The organism is Paenibacillus tundrae (assembly GCF_036884255.1).
Lineage (GTDB): Bacteria > Bacillota > Bacilli > Paenibacillales > Paenibacillaceae > Paenibacillus.
In genome coordinates, this window is record NZ_CP145605.1 from 5,215,232 (window position 1) to 5,233,691 (window position 18,460).

16 protein-coding genes are annotated in these 18,460 nt (G+C 48.3%); 2 read left to right on the forward strand and 14 right to left on the reverse strand.

The annotated features are described in order from the left end of the window. Nucleotides 1-8: 8 nt before the first annotated feature. From V6W81_RS23435 to V6W81_RS23480, 10 genes are all read right to left on the reverse strand, one after another. Nucleotides 9-1,067 carry an LLM class flavin-dependent oxidoreductase gene (locus tag V6W81_RS23435; RefSeq protein WP_338540542.1) on the reverse strand — a complete coding sequence of 353 codons (1,059 nt, stop codon included), beginning with the start codon at nucleotides 1,065-1,067 and terminating at the stop codon, nucleotides 9-11. Between the two features lie 67 nt (nucleotides 1,068-1,134). After that, nucleotides 1,135-2,007, reverse strand: coding sequence for a LysR family transcriptional regulator (locus V6W81_RS23440; protein WP_145049735.1), 873 nt, complete (start codon nucleotides 2,005-2,007; stop codon nucleotides 1,135-1,137). Nucleotides 2,008-2,096: 89 nt separating this feature from the next. Continuing rightward, the gene (gene ssuE / locus V6W81_RS23445) at nucleotides 2,097-2,645 is read right to left on the reverse strand and encodes an NADPH-dependent FMN reductase (protein WP_338540543.1); all 549 of its coding nucleotides are present in this window, start codon (nucleotides 2,643-2,645) and stop codon (nucleotides 2,097-2,099) included. A gap of 126 nt (nucleotides 2,646-2,771) precedes the next feature. Further along, entirely contained in the window at nucleotides 2,772-3,689 is a 918-nt protein-coding gene (locus V6W81_RS23450; protein WP_338540544.1) for an ABC transporter permease, read from the reverse strand. Between the two features lie 18 nt (nucleotides 3,690-3,707). Beyond that, complete coding sequence (locus V6W81_RS23455) at nucleotides 3,708-4,640, reverse strand: ABC transporter permease (RefSeq protein WP_056702550.1); 933 nt, start codon at nucleotides 4,638-4,640, stop codon at nucleotides 3,708-3,710. 42 nt (nucleotides 4,641-4,682) lie between these two features. Beyond that, on the reverse strand, nucleotides 4,683-6,323 hold the full coding sequence (locus V6W81_RS23460) for an ABC transporter substrate-binding protein (protein WP_056702542.1): 1,641 nt from the start codon (nucleotides 6,321-6,323) through the stop codon (nucleotides 4,683-4,685). A gap of 140 nt (nucleotides 6,324-6,463) precedes the next feature. Next, on the reverse strand, nucleotides 6,464-7,807 hold the full coding sequence (locus V6W81_RS23465) for an LLM class flavin-dependent oxidoreductase (RefSeq protein ID WP_338540545.1): 1,344 nt from the start codon (nucleotides 7,805-7,807) through the stop codon (nucleotides 6,464-6,466). Nucleotides 7,808-8,423: 616 nt separating this feature from the next. After that, the gene (locus tag V6W81_RS23470) at nucleotides 8,424-8,702 is read right to left on the reverse strand and encodes a glutaredoxin family protein (protein ID WP_338540546.1); all 279 of its coding nucleotides are present in this window, start codon (nucleotides 8,700-8,702) and stop codon (nucleotides 8,424-8,426) included. A 554-nt stretch (nucleotides 8,703-9,256) separates the two neighbouring features. Further along, complete coding sequence (locus tag V6W81_RS23475) at nucleotides 9,257-10,828, reverse strand: glycosyltransferase family 2 protein (RefSeq protein ID WP_338540547.1); 1,572 nt, start codon at nucleotides 10,826-10,828, stop codon at nucleotides 9,257-9,259. 67 nt (nucleotides 10,829-10,895) lie between these two features. Beyond that, nucleotides 10,896-11,660, reverse strand: a complete 765-nt coding sequence (locus V6W81_RS23480) for a GT-D fold domain-containing glycosyltransferase (protein WP_338540548.1) — start codon at nucleotides 11,658-11,660, stop codon at nucleotides 10,896-10,898. Nucleotides 11,661-11,871: 211 nt separating this feature from the next. On the opposite strand from V6W81_RS23480, the gene V6W81_RS23485 reads away from it, so the two are divergent. After that, nucleotides 11,872-12,330, forward strand: a complete 459-nt coding sequence (locus V6W81_RS23485) for a hypothetical protein (RefSeq protein ID WP_338540549.1) — start codon at nucleotides 11,872-11,874, stop codon at nucleotides 12,328-12,330. 190 nt (nucleotides 12,331-12,520) lie between these two features. Here the strand turns inward: V6W81_RS23485 and V6W81_RS23490 are convergent, their stop codons facing one another. From V6W81_RS23490 to V6W81_RS23505, 4 genes are all read right to left on the reverse strand, one after another. After that, on the reverse strand, nucleotides 12,521-13,252 hold the full coding sequence (locus V6W81_RS23490) for a sugar phosphate nucleotidyltransferase (protein WP_056702532.1): 732 nt from the start codon (nucleotides 13,250-13,252) through the stop codon (nucleotides 12,521-12,523). Beyond that, nucleotides 13,249-14,022, reverse strand: a complete 774-nt coding sequence (locus V6W81_RS23495; protein WP_338540550.1) for a glycosyltransferase family 2 protein — start codon at nucleotides 14,020-14,022, stop codon at nucleotides 13,249-13,251. The genes V6W81_RS23490 and V6W81_RS23495 overlap by 4 nt, the downstream gene beginning before the upstream one ends. Further along, the gene (locus V6W81_RS23500; RefSeq protein WP_338540551.1) at nucleotides 14,022-15,101 is read right to left on the reverse strand and encodes a glycosyltransferase family A protein; all 1,080 of its coding nucleotides are present in this window, start codon (nucleotides 15,099-15,101) and stop codon (nucleotides 14,022-14,024) included. Before V6W81_RS23500 ends, V6W81_RS23495 begins: the two co-directional genes overlap by 1 nt. Before the next feature lie 165 nt (nucleotides 15,102-15,266). Beyond that, complete coding sequence (locus tag V6W81_RS23505; protein WP_338540552.1) at nucleotides 15,267-16,151, reverse strand: glycosyltransferase family 2 protein; 885 nt, start codon at nucleotides 16,149-16,151, stop codon at nucleotides 15,267-15,269. Nucleotides 16,152-16,882: 731 nt separating this feature from the next. Between V6W81_RS23505 and V6W81_RS23510 the strand changes: the two genes are divergently transcribed. After that, a complete protein-coding gene (locus V6W81_RS23510) occupies nucleotides 16,883-18,448 on the forward strand; it encodes a M4 family metallopeptidase (RefSeq protein ID WP_338540553.1) in 1,566 nt (521 codons plus the stop codon). The last annotated feature ends 12 nt before the right edge of the window (nucleotides 18,449-18,460 follow it).

The window sequence follows — 18,460 nt, forward strand, 5'->3', positions numbered from 1 at the left end:
GCTATAAGCTATATCACTGACTCCGCAACATTTGCGCTTTCGACATCTTCCAATAATCCTTGCTCCTCCAGAGCTTCCCGCAACAATTCAAACGAACGGATTCGTTTCGAAAAATCACGTGTAGCCGTCGTTACGATCAGCTCATCCACAGCAAATTTTTGCTGGAAATCACGTAGCGCTTTACCCACAAATTCCTTTGTACCTCGGGTCACGCTTGGTTCCAACACTTCGGTTCGATAGGATTCGTTCGTTTGTTTAGCAAATTCAGCTACCTGTTCCTCTGAAAGTACCGTCAGCGTCTTACCACTTTCCAAAAAAATCTTGATCGGTCTATGCTCACCAATCAGCTCCTCGGCTTCTTGCTCACTCTCTGCCACAATTAACGATAGAGCAAGCGCCGTATATGGCTCACGCCCCGTAGAACGGTCGAATTGTTCACGATAGATTCGGAAGGCTTCTTGAGCCACCTCTTGATTACTATTAATAAACAGGGAGAACACATAGGGTAATCCAAGCTCTGCTGCCATACCAGCACTGTCAGGACTTGCCCCGAGTACATACAACTCGGCTGGAATTTCGGATACAGGTGAAGCTTTCAATCCAGCTAAAGGATGGGACGGATCTTGTTCAGGCTCGTTATGAATAAATTTCCTTACTTGAGCGATCTTCTCTTTAAGCGAGGGTGCATCTTGGATGCCCTGTTGCAGCGCTTGGGTTGAGCGGGGCAGTCCTCCAGGTGCACGACCAATACCCAGATCAATTCTTCCCTCTCCGAGTGCCGCTAAAATATTGAAATTCTCGGCCACTTTGTAAGGGCTGTAATGCTGAAGCATCACACCTCCGGAGCCCAAGCGAATCCGCTTGGTATGAGCAATCAGATGGGCAATGAGCACTTCCGGTGAAGAGCCTGCCACATGCTCTGAATCATGGTGCTCTGATACCCAAAAACGATGAAATCCGAGCGCTTCTGCCCGCTGAGCAAGCTCAATCGTATGCCGAAATGCATCCGCCGGCTTTTCCCCTTCATAGATTGGAGTCTGATCCAATATCCCAATACGAATGCCCATGTGAAGTTCCCCCTAAATTAATCATTCGAGTTCAAACGTACGATCCGCAGTACGAATATCCAAAATGCTATAGCTGCCGCAACAGTTCCCCAAAAGGTTCTGCAAACGGAGAATGTTCTTCTTTTAACGTAACGACACTAATTTGTAAGGAGACCCCAGCAACCTCGTGTACCTGAATAGGGAATAGTTGTTGCTCTTCCACTTCCTTCTTCACCGTGAGTGCAGGCAAAAAGGCAATTCCTGCGCCCTGCATAACGAGTTTCTTCGCCGTTTCCGAATGATCTACATGGTATGTAATATCCGGCGGGTGTTCCAGTGAGTCAAAAGCTCTGTGAATACGTAGCCAGTCCAATGATCCGCATTCGAAGAAGACCAACCTCTCCTCTCGAATTGCCTCCATACTGACATGCCCACGTTCAATAAACGGATGCCCTTTGTAGACATACAACTGGATCGGATCTTCATAAAAAGCAACTGTCCGAATCGCCGGATGCATGACCTTACGTACAAAAGCAAGATCAATTTCTTGATTCAATAACTTGGCGACCAACTGGTCGGTCGGAGCCGTCGTTAGTTTAATGCTGACTTCCGGGTAGGCTTCCTTAATCTTGGGCAGGAAATCGGGTATGACATAATTCGAGACAGAAACGGTGCTCCCCAGACGCAGCGCATCAGGTGTAGTGCGGCGTTGCTGGATTTTCTGTCTACCCTTCTGGATCACTTGCAGCACCTGCTGTGCATAAGGGAGAAATTTACGCCCCTCCTCCGTTAGCACAATCTGCTTGCCCAATCGGTCAAACAACTTGCATCCGAGTTCACGTTCGAGTGACTGGATACGTGCGGTCACGGAAGGCTGGGACAAAAAGAGTACTTCGGCAGCCTTATTGAAGCTTCCATAGTGATTGATGTATACAAATGCTTCAATATTTTCAATATTCATAAGTGCCTCCGTATCCACGTCACTGACGCTTTGCTCCAATCAGTTGACCTTCAAAATTTATTTTATTTTACCGATCTAATTACTTGGTTTTAGGCTATCGTAATACCATCCTTTTCCACTGTCAATCTTAATTCTTCGAGTGACCGATCCAAACGTGTTGTAATCTCAGCCGATAATACATACTTATCTCCATCCAACCGTTCGATACCTTGATCGACTGCGTACACTCCACCAAGAATATGCCTACCTCCAAGAGCTGTCAGTACAGGCTTCAATGCATAATCAATTGCAAGCAGATGTGCAATAGACCCACCAATCACTAATGGAAGCGACACTTTGCCTCGTAGTCCTTCTTGGGGAATGAGATCCAAGAACAACTTCAATACGCCTGAGTATGCAGCCTTGTAGACCGGAGTAGCCACAATCACTGCGTCTGCCGCTTCAACTACCGCTAGAGCATCCCGAATGAACGTGCTATCGAATCGAGCCTGCACCAAGTCTTCCGCAGGTAGGTCTGCCACATGAATAATTTCAACCGTAATGCCTGCCTCGCTTAGCTGGCTTACACTGTAATCAATTAGCCCCGTCAGACGTGAGCGTTTGGACGGAGAACCTGCAATAATAACGACATGTGACATGATGAATTCCTCCTTATGGATGTTGTTCAAAAAGTCCAAACCGACCTTTTTAACACGCACTTATACATAATGTATGTTCAATTACCTGCAGTCTTTGGTATCAAAAAGATAGAATAACGTTAGTGTCTATGCCGCCCCGTTCACTTTGGGATCAAGTCGATCACGGATATCGTCTCCAATCAGATTAACCGCCAAGACAAACAACGTAATAGCCAGCCCTGGGAAAGTACAGATCCACCAAGCCACCGTCAAATAACCTCTTCCTTGGGAGAGTAAAGCTCCCCAATCAGGGATTTCCTTTAACACCCCGAGGCCTAGAAAGCTAAGCCCAGATCCGGTCAAAATGGACGTTCCCACTCCAAGCGTTGCCATAACCAGCAACGGTGATAAGGAATGCGGAAGCACATGACGCCAGAAAATACGTGCATTGGAACCACCCAGCGAGCGTGTTGCGGTGATAAAAGGAAGTCCTTTGACCGACATCACCTGCCCACGCATAACCCGTGCGTACCCCGGAATAGAGGCTACCGCGACTGCCAAAGCAATGTTAAGCAGTCCTGGCCCCAGAGCGGCCGCCACAGACAAAGCAAGCAGCACACCAGGTACAGCCATTAATATATCTACTGCACGCATGATGATTGAATCTACAATACCGCCGATATAACCGGATATAATGCCGAGCGCGCTACCTGCAAGACCACCTACGAGAACAGAAGCGAAACCAATCAGCAACGAATCTCGGCTACCATACACAACCACACTAAAAATATCTCTGCCGAAATAATCCGTTCCGAACAAGTGAGCTATAGAGGGAGCCTGAAGGATGGCATCGGTCAACATCTCCGTTGGTGAATAAGGTGCAATCCAGCCCGGTACAATGGCACAAGCAATCGTAAATACCACAATCAGTAATGCAGCATAGAAGAATGATCGCGAGATAGCTAGCGAGAAGCGTGCCTGCCATGAATGGCGATTCCATATGCGAATACGTCCCCGACGCCCCAACCATGCTTTTTTGTCACCAACCAATGGTTTCATGCTCATGAAGACTCCTCCTTCCGATTAAGCTCGCACTGCACGTCTTACTCTTGGATCGATGTACGCATACGATATGTCCACGAGCAAGTTCAACACTACATAGATGATTGCTGTAAAGAATACGACACCTTGCACCACGGGCAAGTCTTTAGACATAAGGGCATCTGCAATAATTCGGCCAATTCCTTGTCTCGAGAAGACCGTCTCAACGACAACGGTTCCTGCAAGTAAATCACCAATAAGCATACCGATAACCGTTACGGCCGGGATCAATGCATTTCGTAGTGCATGACCATACATGATGACCCGTTCCGAGAGCCCCTTGGCTCGCAATGCCACGATAAACGGTTCATTGATCACTTCCAGCATACTGTTACGTACCATTCGCACGATAAACCCCGCACCCACTAAACCTAGTGTTGCCGCTGGCAGCACCAGTGAACTGAATCCATCTGAACCCATCGCCGGAAACCATCCAAGCTGTACGGAGAACAAAAGGATGAGCAGAATTCCCGTCCAGAAGGTAGGCATCGAAATCCCGAATAATCCTACAAGGCGAGCAACAAAGTCAATCACTCCATTACGATGAATGGCTGACAATACACCTAGAGTAATGCCAATTGTGATTGCAATTAGAGAACTAAGCGCCGTCAGAGCAAGTGTTGCAGGGAAATGCTCCAAGATTTTAGGCAGCACCGGGTCGGAATTGATCATCGATTTACCAAAATCCCCACGGAGCATATCTCCAAAATAATGTGCGAACTGGACGTAAAACGGCTGATCCAGACCTAGCTGAACCCGCAAGTTCTGGATCATTTCCGGTGTAGCAGAGGATGGGTCTAACATCAGCAGGACCGGATCACCCGGCAGAAGATACATGATGCAGTACACCAGCACCGAAGCTCCGAAAATAACGAAAAGTGATGTTGCTAGCCGTGTCAGTACCGTTTGAACCATACCCGGTCGTCTCCTTCCTGAGTACATATAATGCTGAACATGTTATGGCTGAATGGTTACATCGTTGAACAATGGATATCCCAATGCATCAAACTTCACCCCTTGAACGGTCTTGGATGCAGCGACAGTATAAGGGAAGACGTATATAGGCAAAATGACTGCCTGATCAATCAAATATTGCTGAACCTGATGGTAGATTTCCACCCGTTTGTCCGGATCGGTCTCAACCGCTCCCTGCTCCAGCAGTTTGTCAATTTCAGGGTCTGCCAGGCCAGACAACGTTGGCCGTTCTCCTTCTGCACTCGTATGATAGAAGGCATACAAGGCATTAGGATCGGAATTCACCTGACTATTACCGTATAGATCATAATCCCAGTTCTGATATATGACCGTGGCAATATCTTTTGTAATCTCTACCTCAACAGCAATGCCCACCTGTTTCAACTGTTGTTGAATAATCGCAGCGATATCATTGCGTTTTTCCCGGTTAGGCGAACCATCCACATAACGAAGTGTCAGCTTCTTCCCATCCTTAGCACGGATACCGTCCGTTCCTTTAACCCATCCCTCTTCATCCAGCAATTGATTCGCCTTGTTGATATCCGGATTAATGCTACCTTCTAACGAAGAATCGTATCCCAAAATTCCTGGAGATAGCGCAGACCAAGCACGTTCGTAGTTGCCTAGGTACAGCGTTTTGACAATGGTCTCCACATCCACGGCAGATTGAACGGCCTGACGAACTTTCACATTATCCCAAGGTGCTTTGCGTAGATTGAAAAAGAGGGTGTAAGGCAGCCCCACGGTATTCGCCTGCAATAGCTGTTGATTCGGATCACCCTTCAGTGCCGCAATATTTTGCGGTGGAACCGTCTCGGCCGCGAGCACCTGACCACTTTGTACACTTCCGATGCGCGTCGCTTCTTCAGGTACAATTTTGAAGGTAATCGTATCTAGGTGAGGTGCAGCCTGATTCTCTACGGTCTCAGGTGCCCAGGCATAATCTTTATTTTTGGCAACAACGATATCCGCATTTTCATCCCATTTTACAAACGTGTACGGCCCGGTACCTACTGGGTTTTTCCCCAATTGATCACCATATTTCTTCGCAGCAGTTGGAGACACAATGCCGAGCAATGCTTGACTTAGGTTACCAAGGAATGCCTGTGATGGCTGTGCCAAATTAACTTTAATTGTGTATTCATCAATGACCTCGGAGGAGCTATACGGTCTAATGAGAGCTAGAGAATTGGCAGCTTTGGTAGCTGGATCGATAACGCGATCCAAATTATACTTGACCGCTTCCGCATTAAACGGCGTGCCGTCATGGAATTTCACATCATCACGTAGCTTGAACGTGTAACTTGTGCCGTCGTCCGATACGCTCCACTCTTTGGCTAACCAAGGCTTAATGGAGCCGTCTGGTAGTTGAACCACCAGGTTGTCATAGATCGTCCGAATTGCACGTACCGTTACCGCTAACCCGCTTCGATGAGGATCAAGCGTATCAGGAGATGTAGCCAGTGCATACGTCAGATTGCCGCCTTCTGCTGGTGCAGACTGCTCGCCACCCGAAGCTTGAGCAGCTCCGTCTGATGTGCTGCCAGCTCCGCATCCGGATAATACCAGTATTAGTGCTGCTGCCAAAGCCATATATTTCATCCATCGAATAGACCTGCTCATATCGCTTCCCCCTCTGTGTATACAGGTGTCATTGAATCATTAATCAATATAACCTATAAGATAACTTGGTTTTAATCTGTTAAAAAATGGCCTGTCGGCTTGCCGCGTAATCAAAAGCGAACTTTTTGAACTTCCTCTAATTAGGCTTGTTGTGGTTCGGCTTGTTGGCGGGCTACAGTGTACCGATTAGCTGGAATCTGCACGCCCAAATTACCGCGCAATGTATTATGCTCATATTCAGTACGGTAGAGGCCACGCTCTTGCAGAATGGGGACAACGAGTTCTACGAAGTCAGACAGTCCGCTTGGTAGCTCAGAAGCGATAATAAATCCATCTGCCGCTTCGGCTTCGAACCATTCTTGAACTTTGTCTGCCACCTGTTCAGGTGTGCCAATAAACTTACTTTTAGGTGTCGCTGCTCGCAGGGCTACTTCACGCAAGGTAAGCCCTTGCTCTTTGGCATTCTGCTTAATTTTATCTGTACCGCTGCGGAAACTGTTGCTTCCAATGCCGTGCAGCTCAGGGAATGGCTCATCAAGTGGATATTGGGAGAAGTCATGATGCTCGAAGAAACGACCTAAGTAATCAAGTGCTTTCTCAATCGTAACTAGATTTGCAATTTCCTCATATTTACGCTCCGCTTCTTCCTCAGTACGTCCCACAATGGGATTAATTCCCGGAAGGATCACGATATCTTCTGGTTTGCGACCATAGGAAGCAGCACGAGTTTTGACATCCTTATAGAATGCTTGAGCCTCTTCAATCGTATCATGCCCAGTGAAGACTGCATCCGCCTCTTGTGCGGCTAGTGTCTTGCCGTCTTCGGAAGAACCTGCTTGGAAAATGACAGGCTGACCTTGACGTGAACGGGCAATATTGAGTGGACCTTGAACGGAGAAGAACTCGCCCTCATGATTGAGCGTATGCAGCTTGGATGAGTCGAAGAATACGCCACTTTCTTTATCCCTTACAAATGCATCATCTTCCCATGAATCCCACAGCCCTTTAGTCACCTGCAAATACTCTGTAGCAATCCGATAACGCTCGGGATGGGTTGGATGATTGCTTTTACTATAGTTTTTGGCGGAGCCTTCCAGCGGGGAAGTTACAACATTCCATCCAGCACGGCCATCACTGATGAGATCCAGAGAACCGAACTGTCTAGCAACCGTAAAAGGATCACTATATGAAGTCGATAGGGTTCCAACTAGACCAATTTTGGACGTAATTGCAGCGAGCGCAGACAGAATGCTAATTGGCTCAAAGCGATTTAGAAAATGGGGAATGGATTTCTCAGTAATGTACAGACCGTCTGCGATGAATACCAGATCGAACTTGCCTTCTTCTGCTTTTAGTGTTTGGCGTTTATAAAAATCAAAGCTCACACTTGCATCCGCCTGCACATCTGGATGTCTCCAAGTCGTCATGCTACCTCCAACACCATGTACGATTGCTCCAAATTTCAAACTGCGTTTTGCCGTCATATCCGCTTCCGCCTCTCTCTGATTAAATGATGGGATAACCACTTATATTCGTTAATCTAGAAGTTATTGATATTGACCTACGTTCGCAGAGCAACCGTCCCAAACACTGTTCTCTCAAGCTTTCCGACTATTCATCCGTATGAGAAAACAATAAAAGTTAACTATTCCTATGAGTTTGGTTTGTTTTAATTTCACAAATCTTATCACTGCCCTGCTAATGGGTCAACTGTGTTTCTTATAGAACTTTTCTATATGTGCATTGGATAATCCAAAGGAACACTTTACCTTAGCCGTGTTTAGATCAAAATTAACTCTCCCGACTACTCTATGCCGTGATGACAGCCCATCGCAGCTGGGAAAGTTGCTTTACAAAAGGAGCCATTACGATCCAACTTAAAGTGCGTGTTCAAAAGGGTCGGTTTTCAGTACCGAGAAAAGGGGGATGAAGATAGAAATGGAGTAGCGGAGCGTAGGCAAAACTACGTGAGCAACTACATTGTTTCCGGAGGAAACAAACTTCGTAAGCATCCACTTATTTCGGCTGAATCCCATATTCGAAGCTGAGATGCCGCTCGCGCATCCTTCGTAATCAAAAGCGGACTTTTTGAACAACCTCTTAAACGGCTGCTGCTTCGTCCTGGCGTTCAAGAAGCTCTGCCAGTTTTTCCAAATCTGCCTCTAGCAAGGCTTCATACTTTCCGTCTCTGCCTACCTCAATAACAGGTACATGACGGATCCCATACTTGGCTTCCAATACATCTCTCAATACGTCGTTGCCTTGTACTTCAATGTTCTCAAAAGGCTGATTCCGCTCGGTCAAAAATGCCTTAACCTCCCCACAGAAATGACAACCAGTTTTGCTCCAGAGCACGACTTTTTTGGATGAAGAAGACATCGACATACCTCCTGATTGGATTCAAGGTTATGATCAGGGAATCAGCATCCCAGACCATTAATTCCTATCTGTTAAATAAGAATTATGGCTATAAATGTACTCCCGCACCTATCAGGCGTCAATCCATCTGCTAATAGAATAAACCTATAACCGGATAGAAAGATTAAATTTAAAATTTTAATTTTTGGCTCTTTTGCAAAAGAAGGGCTACCTTATCGGCATATATAAGACGGCTTCACCCGTTCTCGGGAACAGGACAGATTCTGATTCCTACGGGGATTAGATCCACAAGCTTGCATACATTTGAACGGTCTGTTGAGCGTAATAACCTTACGAAAACAAGCATAAAAAAAGACTAACCCGTCATTACGGATTAGCCTGTTCATACAAGAATGTACCTTTCCAGCTAGCTGCAGTAAGCCGTCTTCATCGCAACTAGTTACTGTATGTAGTCATTGAATGTGGAATGAAGGCGGCATAATTCGATAGCCGTGCGCACCACACTTCACCCCACATCAAGCGAACCAACAACCCCACAAGCGCTACTCGAATCATTACAAATCTTCGTTCAAGAGCTGCGGCGGGGCAATAATCGGCCAGCCTTCTTCGATCAAGCGTAATTGTTCTGCAGGCACGTGCACAATATGTGCAGAATGTACACCCCAACGCTCGAATGCATAGGTCGTTACAAACCTTCTACGTTTGCCACCGCTAATCTGGTAACAGGTCTCAGGTGCATCTGCTGCTGCAACAATCGTTCCATTCGGCCAAAGATTTCCTGAGCCCTCCATGGATGAGCTCCGCAGCTGATGAGCTTCCAGCGGCCACGCCTGTATTTCGTTTGTTGATTCAACTGCCTCTCCCGAAGGCATGCTGAGCAATTCAGGTTTGGCAATCTGAACGGGAGAAATACCGCGTGGGACAGGGACATTTAATTTGCGGCGATGTCCACCAACTACGGTATAGACCTCTCCTTTGGCATCCGATATGAACGAACCCTCTGGATAGAATACGCTGCTACGTCTAAATGATATTGCAGGGTCAGCGCTTCCCTGAGTGGATATACGCTGCCTTGAATCCATTTGCTTCTTGCTCTGCGAGCCGGCTGGAAGCATTTCACGAAGCGCAAGTTTGTTTGTTTCTGCAACGAGCGCATAAGGATTTCCCCATTTCTTCGAGAAAAATTGCTCGTTGTCTTGATTTACGACCACGTAATCCTGCTCACCTAACGCCTTCATGCTCACACTTCCGAAATGATGGATGAATGCATCCCCAGCTACTGCAAGTTCATATCCCGCCAGCTTCACACGAATGATCCAATCATCGTCCTCGAAATTGCCAACGGCATAGCCTTCATCCAGATAACCGACACGCTCCCACAATTCCCGCGTGAACAGCCAACAGAACCCAACCAGACGATCCGTTAACCGATGCTTCTTCGCATCCGGACGATTATGTTTACTCGCAAATGACCACATATCCTCCACTTCACGATAAGGAACCTCGATCTGCTGATCGCCGCCGATGTAGTTCGTTACAGGCCCAACCACACCAATCTTCGGATCACTATCCAGACATGTCATCATGTTATCAAGCCAGCCAGGTGTGACCAGGGTATCATTGTTCAGCACTACGATATGTCTTCCTCTTGCCATCATCAAGCCATAGTTTACCCCGCCAGCAAATCCACGGTTCACATCCAATGCAGCAACTCTAACCACACCACCAATGCGAAGCAAGGCTTGTGCTGTGCCGTCTTTGGAAGCATTATCTACGACGATAATCTCGTAGGGAGCTGGTGTATGCTTTTCAATGCTCGCAATACATTTCAGTACATAATCTCGTTGATTGTAAGTAGGGATAATGATGCTTACTCCTTCAAAAACTAGACCGAACGAGCTCTGCCCCTGCGCTAATCCTTGATCGTATCCTCTGCGATAACCCTGTTTATATAATTTCGCACCTTGGGCGGCTCGTCGCCCGGTACCTCTGCGCTTAGACTTTTGCCTTACACGTTTGTTTACCGAGTGTAGAGTAACATGTTCCGACTCCAGACTGCGCGTAGCTGCGGTCATTCCGACAGCACTTTTCCCTGAACCGCTAGATGTATGACTATTGCTCCTCATACTTTCCCCTCCATTTCTCTTCAATGAGAGCCGAGTGCAGTCAATCCAGCGCTGCCCTCGGCATCCATTAGAGATGAAGCTCTCCCGTAACCAATTTGTCTGCTAAATGTCCAAAATCCAATGCAACCTTGCCAAGTTCCCCTGCAATTCGGCGACACAATATAACGGCCGGAATCCCGGCTGCGACGAGCGCAATGTCAAAAGCGACCTCTGCTGTCTGCTGCATCACTCTCTGAATATCTGAATATCCCGCGACAGAACCGATAACCCCCGCAACATGTACGCCATGAGTTTGAAGCAGTCCCCCTAGCTCATGAGCCTTGCTGCCGATTAACAGTACACGTCGCCCATGTAGGATAGGCAGTAATAGACCTGACTGATGCAATCCGTAATTGATGGTGGAGCTGGTCAGCTTCAGACGTGACCAATCGATCCCAAAGTGCTGTAAGACAGGAAAAAGTAACCCTTGGAATGTCGGCGCCCGCGAGATCGGAACTCCGACACAATCTGCACCTTGAATGGCTTCGGCGAGCGAAGCCCGAATCTCAGGTGTAGAACGCGGCACCCCTGCATAAGGCAGAAACGGTGCCAGTTCCTGCACCTCCTCGCCGGGCAGCACCGTATCGGCTGCCAGAGCCAACAGTTCGCCATCGCCTAGGCGAACGACGGAAAACGGGCGCTGGGCATCCAATGCGCCCACAAGCTGTTCAGCCACCTCATGGGGGCTGGACAGCCTTGCCAGGCTGGGCGCGTACTGGCGGAATCCCGCCGCGATCAGATCTGCCGCCGCAACGGCAGGCAGAATATGATCCGGCGGGATGTGCTGCGCCACCAGCGCCTCCCCGCCCGCGAACACACCGTCGCGGTAGCCCTCGGCATAGCCGCCGGGCACGGCCGCCGCCTGCACTGCGTGCTGCGCTGGCGGCAAGCCCTGTGCGCTGCCCATACCTGGGGCAGCGCCTTCCCGCCCCGCGGCGGCGACACCCTGCGGAGGTGTCGCTTGCGGGGCGGCGCCAGCATCGCCGGCAGGCAACGCCCATGGCGTGCTGGCCTGCGGTGCTGGCGTAAGCGCACGGCGCGAAGCCGTGCGCTGGGTGCTGCGGGCGGCGATGGCTCGCCCGCTTGGCGCTGCTCCGGGCTTGCGCCCTGCGCTTGCCCGTGAGCCAGGGCGCGAGCGTGCAGCAGCTCGCCCGCCTGCGGGCTTGCGCGCAGCCCGTCTGCGACCTGGCAGCGCAACGCTGGTGCCCCGCACTTTGGTCGGGGCACCAGAACGAGCGCTCGCGTCAGCCTTGCGCTTGGGCTTCTTTACGGCTCTGCTCCTTACCGTGACTTCTCCAGTCGAACGCTGTTCGCGAGGTTCGCCATGGTGGAGAGAAGCACCTGCTTGTGCATGGAACAGCGTCTCCACTGATCGGTTGACTGTCGTTCGCCCCATAGCGTTGCTCATCCCCACACGTGGGCTAGTAGATATGCTATTTCCTGTGCCTATTCGATGTCCTTGACCCTGAAATGCTGCCGGATGGGTACCCCTGGACTTGCCGGTTACCCAGGCTCCAGCCAGCCTGTTGCGTTTGGCTACTTTCACGGCATTTCCTCCCCTGATCTTCGTTAGGAGTGCCACTGCGCAAAGCTCCGGCGCAGGATCATCTGCTCTCCCATAGGGCACCGCACAGCAGCATCAGAAGCATCATTTTATGGCAGTTGACCTTTCATTCGAACCGACGCTTCCTGTAGTGATTCAAACGTACCCGCATCGCTCCAATATTTTTGCAAAATATCGTACTCAAGCCCACCTGCGGCGGCATAATGATTATTCACATCAGTGATTTCAAGCTCACCACGCGCAGAAGGCGCAATGTTACCAATGAGGTTGAACACATGATCATCGTACATATAAATTCCAGTGACACAATAGGATGTCTTTGGATGACTCGGTTTTTCTTCAATATGCGTAATACGTTCTGGGTGCTGGGGATCAAATTCCGGTACGCCATATCGTCTGGCGTCATCCACCTTCTTCAGCAACACACGGGCTGTTCCTTCAGGTTGTTGTACATATCGATCAACATACGGTTTCAGATCATCGCTGAACAGATTGTCACCCAGCAGCACAACAAATCGTTCTCCCGGTAAAATAAAAGATCTCGCCAAGTCCAAAGCCTCTGCAATGCCGCCTGCTTTCTCTTGGATACGATAAGTCAAACGAACACCCAGCTCCGCCCCGCCACCTAAGAAATCGGTATATAGACCGGCCGACTGTTTACCCATCACGATCAAAATATCTTCAATCCCCGCCTGACGGAGCCTGTCGATTCCATACACAATCATCGGATGTTTACCGACTGGAAGCAGATGCTTGTTGATCAGCCGCGTCAGAGGGTACAATCTTGTTCCTGTTCCGCCAGCAAGAATAACACCTTTCATTTCACGTTGCCTCCTTCATCGGATGTCTCAATATATTCAAGAGGATCGACCTGCCATTTGTTAATAAAAATCGAGCGATTACGCTCTAGTAGCTGTTTCCATGTATCCGGATCCGTCTTCAGAAAACTTGCACTACCTTGATGATGAACTAGAACATCACCGCATACCCGCAAGCGAAAGCCCTTCATCCGGGCGCGATAACAATAATCATCATCCTCATAATGTCCCGGCGAATACGCCTCGTCAAGCAAGCCAATCGAATCGAGTACTCGTCTCCGAATAAGCATACATAACCCAACGATCCGTTTAACCTCTATCCACTTCTGTGGATCGCTTATATTGTTCTCTCTCGCTAGCTCCTGAAAATGCTCCATGCTGTGAAAATCCACCTTCACCTGTTGAATACCGCTGGCGTAATTAGTGACAGGGCCTGTAATTCCAACCTGCTCATCACTATAGAGGGCAGTTCGTAAATTTTCGAGCCAGCAGGAAGTCACCGTAACGTCATTATTCAAGAGAAGAAGCTCATCTCCGATAGCTACACGCAGCCCTGCATTGCAGGCAGCAGGAAATCCACGATTTACAGGCAACCGGACAAATCTTAGATGTTCCTTGGCACAATAAGCAGCCGTACCATCTGTTGAACCATTATCCACAACAACAATCTCGTAAGGGGTATGAGCACCTGTATATTGACGGATCGACGCAATGCAGGATTGCAATAAATCTAATCCGTTATAGGTTGGAATTATAATACTCGTACATGTCATCAGGTGTTCCTCCTGTAAGCCACTTCGCTTCGGGATAACGTAGGTGCTAGCACCTCTTGCCCCGCCAAGTTCAGCCACTCGGCTATCGCTTCAAGATGATCTCCAATAATGAGCTTAGCCACCGGATTGCCGCTACCTACATTGGTGGAACGAAGACGATTGGATCGAATCACGTCGACCTGACTAGGTGCCGTTACTCTTAATCCATGTTGAATGGCGAGAGCCTGTGCTTTAGGTGGAACAACAAGAGACTCTGGATCTACTGCCTGGATCATACGCCGAGATAATGCATGGGGCACAGCCGTTAGAGAATTCGATTGAAGATCAGCTCTCCCCAGTGTCCGATTAAGGTATGCCTTCATTCGAGTGACCTCATCTTGTCGTGCAAATGCAGGCAATAAGGAGGTCAGATCGTTAAGCGCCACATCGTCTCCGCGATCAACCGCATACAGAAAAGGTGCCAGTTGCTCTGCCGCGATCACCATGTCTCCATCGACAAACAAAACGGATTCTGCTGTCGTTACCTTAGCACCCAGTGCACGGCCAACATCATGACCTGCGCGATTCGGCTCATAGACAAGGGTCACTCTTGAATGATCAAGCACCCGCTCCAGACTGTGATCGGTTGTTCCGTTTAATACAACAACGATCTCTGTCAGGGGAAGTCGTTTCAGTTGGACAATGACTTGAGCCAACGTGGCCTCTTCGTTACAGGCACTGACTACAGCAGCCGCGCTACGGTGAAGATGCAAAGGAACGATATTTAATGAGCGTTCAGACGAATGGGCATACCCCTTCATAAATGCCTTTCCTGCCTGCATTACATCCTCGTAATTACCCAACTGCTCAGATATAATAGGCCAGCATTTGTGCCAAGCAAGATGCGCCTGTTGCTCCATGGAATCGATATCACCCGAGCTATGCCGCCCCGCTTCTTCACCGTATTTCCATGACTGTTGGAACACTGCTCGATTCATTTCTAGCTTCGTGATTTGTTTCTTCAACACTTGCCCTCGTCTTCCTCGTATACCTCTCTTTCGTGTTCGCTGATGGCGAACACCAACGATACGGGCTTTCATTTTGTCACCTCCAGCATATTGCAGCATTCAGCCTACAAGTTTCCGAATACGATAACTTTAGAGCAAGGGTATTCTTCGTTCCGCTATTAGCAAGGATCAAGGTGAATACACCTTATGCTCTATCGCGTATCACCTGGAAACCCTCCGTGAATGATTACAACATGCTCACCTCGCCAGGCTACGTACCCGCTCCAGATCGGAATGTCCTCCACGGGAACCAAGGGTATCTGTCATCCATTTGATGGCCGTTAGATGATCCGTTAAGATCACTTGGCTTAATAGATCGGTACTTTTTCGTTTGCGTGATCGAACTGCATTCATTTTTCCTACAGGCACATGGTGCACTGCGCGCACCTGCAACCCACCGACCACTGCTTTGGCATGTGCCAGTGGAGGAATCTCTAGACTTTCAGCACCTATAACCTCCAGAGCCTTACGACTTATCGCATGTGGAATGGCTGTCATCGAGGCTCCATCCAGATCCGGTCTCGTTAACATACTGTTCAGAACATGTTTGGCTTCTACCACCGGATGTATAGGGATTCGTGTAATCGGGCCGTTATAGTCGTTCAGGGCAACGTCTGTTCCATCCATAATCGCTCGCACATAAGGCGCTAAGTGCTCTGGAGAGATCGGAATGTCTGCATCGGTGAATAATAATATGTTGCCACGAGCCACCGTCGCGCCCGCTTGACGACCGCCGTCATGACCTAGAGCCTCTGTATAATGGATTACACGAGCACCTGCCGCTCTTGCAACTCTTGCCGTACCGTCTGTAGAGCCGTTGACCACTACAATTACTTCCGAATCCCGGCATATACGCCGAGCCAAACGAACCACCTTACCTATCGTTCTCTCTTCGTTCATTGCTGGAATAATTACCGAAAGTAAAGGGCTATGCTCTGATCGCTCCGTAGCTGGAATGACATACCTATAGGTCTTTGTACCTTTTTTACGCATCGGTTTCAATCGCTGTTTCTGCTGCTGTGTCCTATTTCGTTTGGAACTTGGTTTGGTACCCGTCCGAGCGATACTACGGCGGTTTTGCAACCATATCACCTCCCAATGAAAATCATCAGCATGCAAGGGAGTACACGTTATTCTATGTATTCGTGGAGAAGTGGAAACGGCGTTTGTCCTTGATTGGCGGGCAGTTCTCCCAGCAAAATCCGCTTTCCCTCCGCTCCTTCCAGACAAATTCCGTCAAAATATCGGTAAAAGGTTGCTTATCCCCTACTTTAGACATAATTTTGGGCAAAATCTAAAATTTCTTCTTTTCCAAACTTTTACATTGTGATACTATACGTTCAAGCCTTTAACTTTACAAAATAATCCTTTTACAGAACAAAAGTTCTCAAACAACTTTCTTGCTGCTATTAATTAACCTTAGGACAATTGTGTCATGTTTTTCATTCCTTACTTACATCACTTGAGAGGAGGGATGCCGTTCACGATATACCCCTACTTCCCGGTTACGCGAACCTGGTACGAACACCCCGGCTCCGTAAGACTTCTTCTGCTTCGCAAGTTGACAACACCCCTTGGCATCCGTAAGAGGAACGGTATTAGACGTTATGAAACAAGCGACCGGATCAGATACTTGAACCTTGCTAATCCGGCATGAGACAAGCTATCCGAACGATTGACCTATAACCGTCTGTATAACATTCCACGCTTCAGGATTAGCCCCACGCTCCGTGCTGCCCACGTCGCAGTCGGAACTCCACCCAAGAATGGCATGATATGATTCCCCAAAAAATTGAATGAATGGAGCGTTTACTATGAAATTTGCCAAAGTTATGCCAACAATTCTTGGAGGAGCACTTTTGCTCGCTTCCGTATCTTCTGCAGGAGCAGCTCCGTTGTCAGATCAATCCATTCCATTGCAAGTGCCATACGTATCTGAGGAGGGGATTCCTTTGAACAACGGCTCCGACGAAGCCATCTTCAATTACCTTGGGCAACAAGAGCAATTCCTGAATTCGGATGTAACATCTCAGCTCAAAATTATTAAAAGATCCACGGACACTTCCGGCATAAGACACTTCCGATTGAAACAATACATCAAGGGCATTCCGGTCTACGGTGCAGAGCAAACGATTCATTTGGACAAAACAGGAGCCGTTTCCTCCGCGCTTGGTGACCTTCCTCCAGTTGAAGAACAATCCATCCCGAACGATGGTGTAGCTGAGATTAGTGCCGAGGATGCCAACCGCATTGCCTCAGAAGAAGCCACTTCCCGTATTGGTGAACTGGGCGAAGCCCAAAAAGACCCTCAAGCTGAATTGAACATCTACCACCATGAAGAGGATGGGCAAACCTACCTCGTGTATATTACCGAAGTCAATGTACTTGAACCTGCCCCGTTGCGGACAAAATACTTCATCAATGCCGTTGATGGCAGCATCGTATCCCAATTTGATCTCATTAACTTTGCTACGGGTACAGGTACAGGTGTCCTTGGAGATACCAAGACCCTCACCACAACGCAATCGGGAAGTACGTATCAATTAAAAGATACTACGCGTGGAAAAGGCATTCAGACGTATACAGCCAACAATCGTTCCTCTCTACCAGGTACTCTGCTCACCGATTCAGACAATATATGGACGGATCGCGCAGCAGTTGATGCGCATGCCTATGCTGCTGCCACCTATGATTTCTACAAAAATAAATTCAATCGTAATGGACTCGATGGCAATGGATTGCAAATCAGATCTACCGTGCATTATGGTTCCAACTATAACAACGCGTTCTGGAACGGTGTACAAATTGTCTTTGGTGATGGGGACGGTACAACCTTCACTTCCCTATCTGGTGATCTCGATGTGGTAGGACATGAATTGACTCATGGTGTCATTGAATACACAGCTAATCTAGAATACCGTAATGAACCTGGTGCATTAAATGAAGCTTTCGCTGATATCATGGGGAACACCATCGAAAGTAAAAACTGGTTGCTTGGTGATGCTATCTATACTCCTAACATTCCGGGTGACGCATTGCGTTCCCTCTCCAATCCTACCTTGTATGGACAACCTGATAAGTATAGCGATCGTTACATCGGTTCACAGGATAATGGTGGTGTTCATATTAATAGCGGAATTATCAATAAAGCTTATTATCTCGCAGCGCAAGGTGGTACACATAACGGTGTAACGGTAACTGGAATCGGACGTGATAAAGCGGTGAAAATTTTCTATAGCACGCTTGTGAATTATTTGACACCAACGTCCAAGTTTGCCGCTGCCAAAACAGCAACGATTCAAGCAGCCAAAGATCTGTACGGTGCCAATTCTGCTGAAGCAACAGCGATTACCAAAGCATATCAGGCTGTAGGACTATAATTAATCTCTAAC

Excerpts from the sequence above, each read along its gene's own strand:
- V6W81_RS23450 (WP_338540544.1), bottom strand. The coding sequence starts at position 3,689 with ATGAGCATGAAACCATTGGTTGGTGACAAAAAAGCATGGTTGGGGCGT.
- V6W81_RS23435 (WP_338540542.1), bottom strand. The coding sequence starts at position 1,067 with ATGGGCATTCGTATTGGGATATTGGATCAGACTCCAATCTATGAAGGG.
- V6W81_RS23470 (WP_338540546.1), bottom strand. The coding sequence starts at position 8,702 with ATGTCTTCTTCATCCAAAAAAGTCGTGCTCTGGAGCAAAACTGGTTGT.
- V6W81_RS23455 (WP_056702550.1), bottom strand. The coding sequence starts at position 4,640 with ATGGTTCAAACGGTACTGACACGGCTAGCAACATCACTTTTCGTTATT.
- ssuE (WP_338540543.1), bottom strand. The coding sequence starts at position 2,645 with ATGTCACATGTCGTTATTATTGCAGGTTCTCCGTCCAAACGCTCACGT.
- V6W81_RS23460 (WP_056702542.1), bottom strand. The coding sequence starts at position 6,323 with ATGAGCAGGTCTATTCGATGGATGAAATATATGGCTTTGGCAGCAGCA.
- V6W81_RS23490 (WP_056702532.1), bottom strand. The coding sequence starts at position 13,252 with ATGAAAGGTGTTATTCTTGCTGGCGGAACAGGAACAAGATTGTACCCT.
- V6W81_RS23510 (WP_338540553.1), top strand. The coding sequence starts at position 16,883 with ATGAAATTTGCCAAAGTTATGCCAACAATTCTTGGAGGAGCACTTTTG.
- V6W81_RS23475 (WP_338540547.1), bottom strand. The coding sequence starts at position 10,828 with ATGAGGAGCAATAGTCATACATCTAGCGGTTCAGGGAAAAGTGCTGTC.
- V6W81_RS23500 (WP_338540551.1), bottom strand. The coding sequence starts at position 15,101 with ATGAAAGCCCGTATCGTTGGTGTTCGCCATCAGCGAACACGAAAGAGA.
- V6W81_RS23495 (WP_338540550.1), bottom strand. The coding sequence starts at position 14,022 with ATGACATGTACGAGTATTATAATTCCAACCTATAACGGATTAGATTTA.
- V6W81_RS23465 (WP_338540545.1), bottom strand. The coding sequence starts at position 7,807 with ATGACGGCAAAACGCAGTTTGAAATTTGGAGCAATCGTACATGGTGTT.
- V6W81_RS23440 (WP_145049735.1), bottom strand. The coding sequence starts at position 2,007 with ATGAATATTGAAAATATTGAAGCATTTGTATACATCAATCACTATGGA.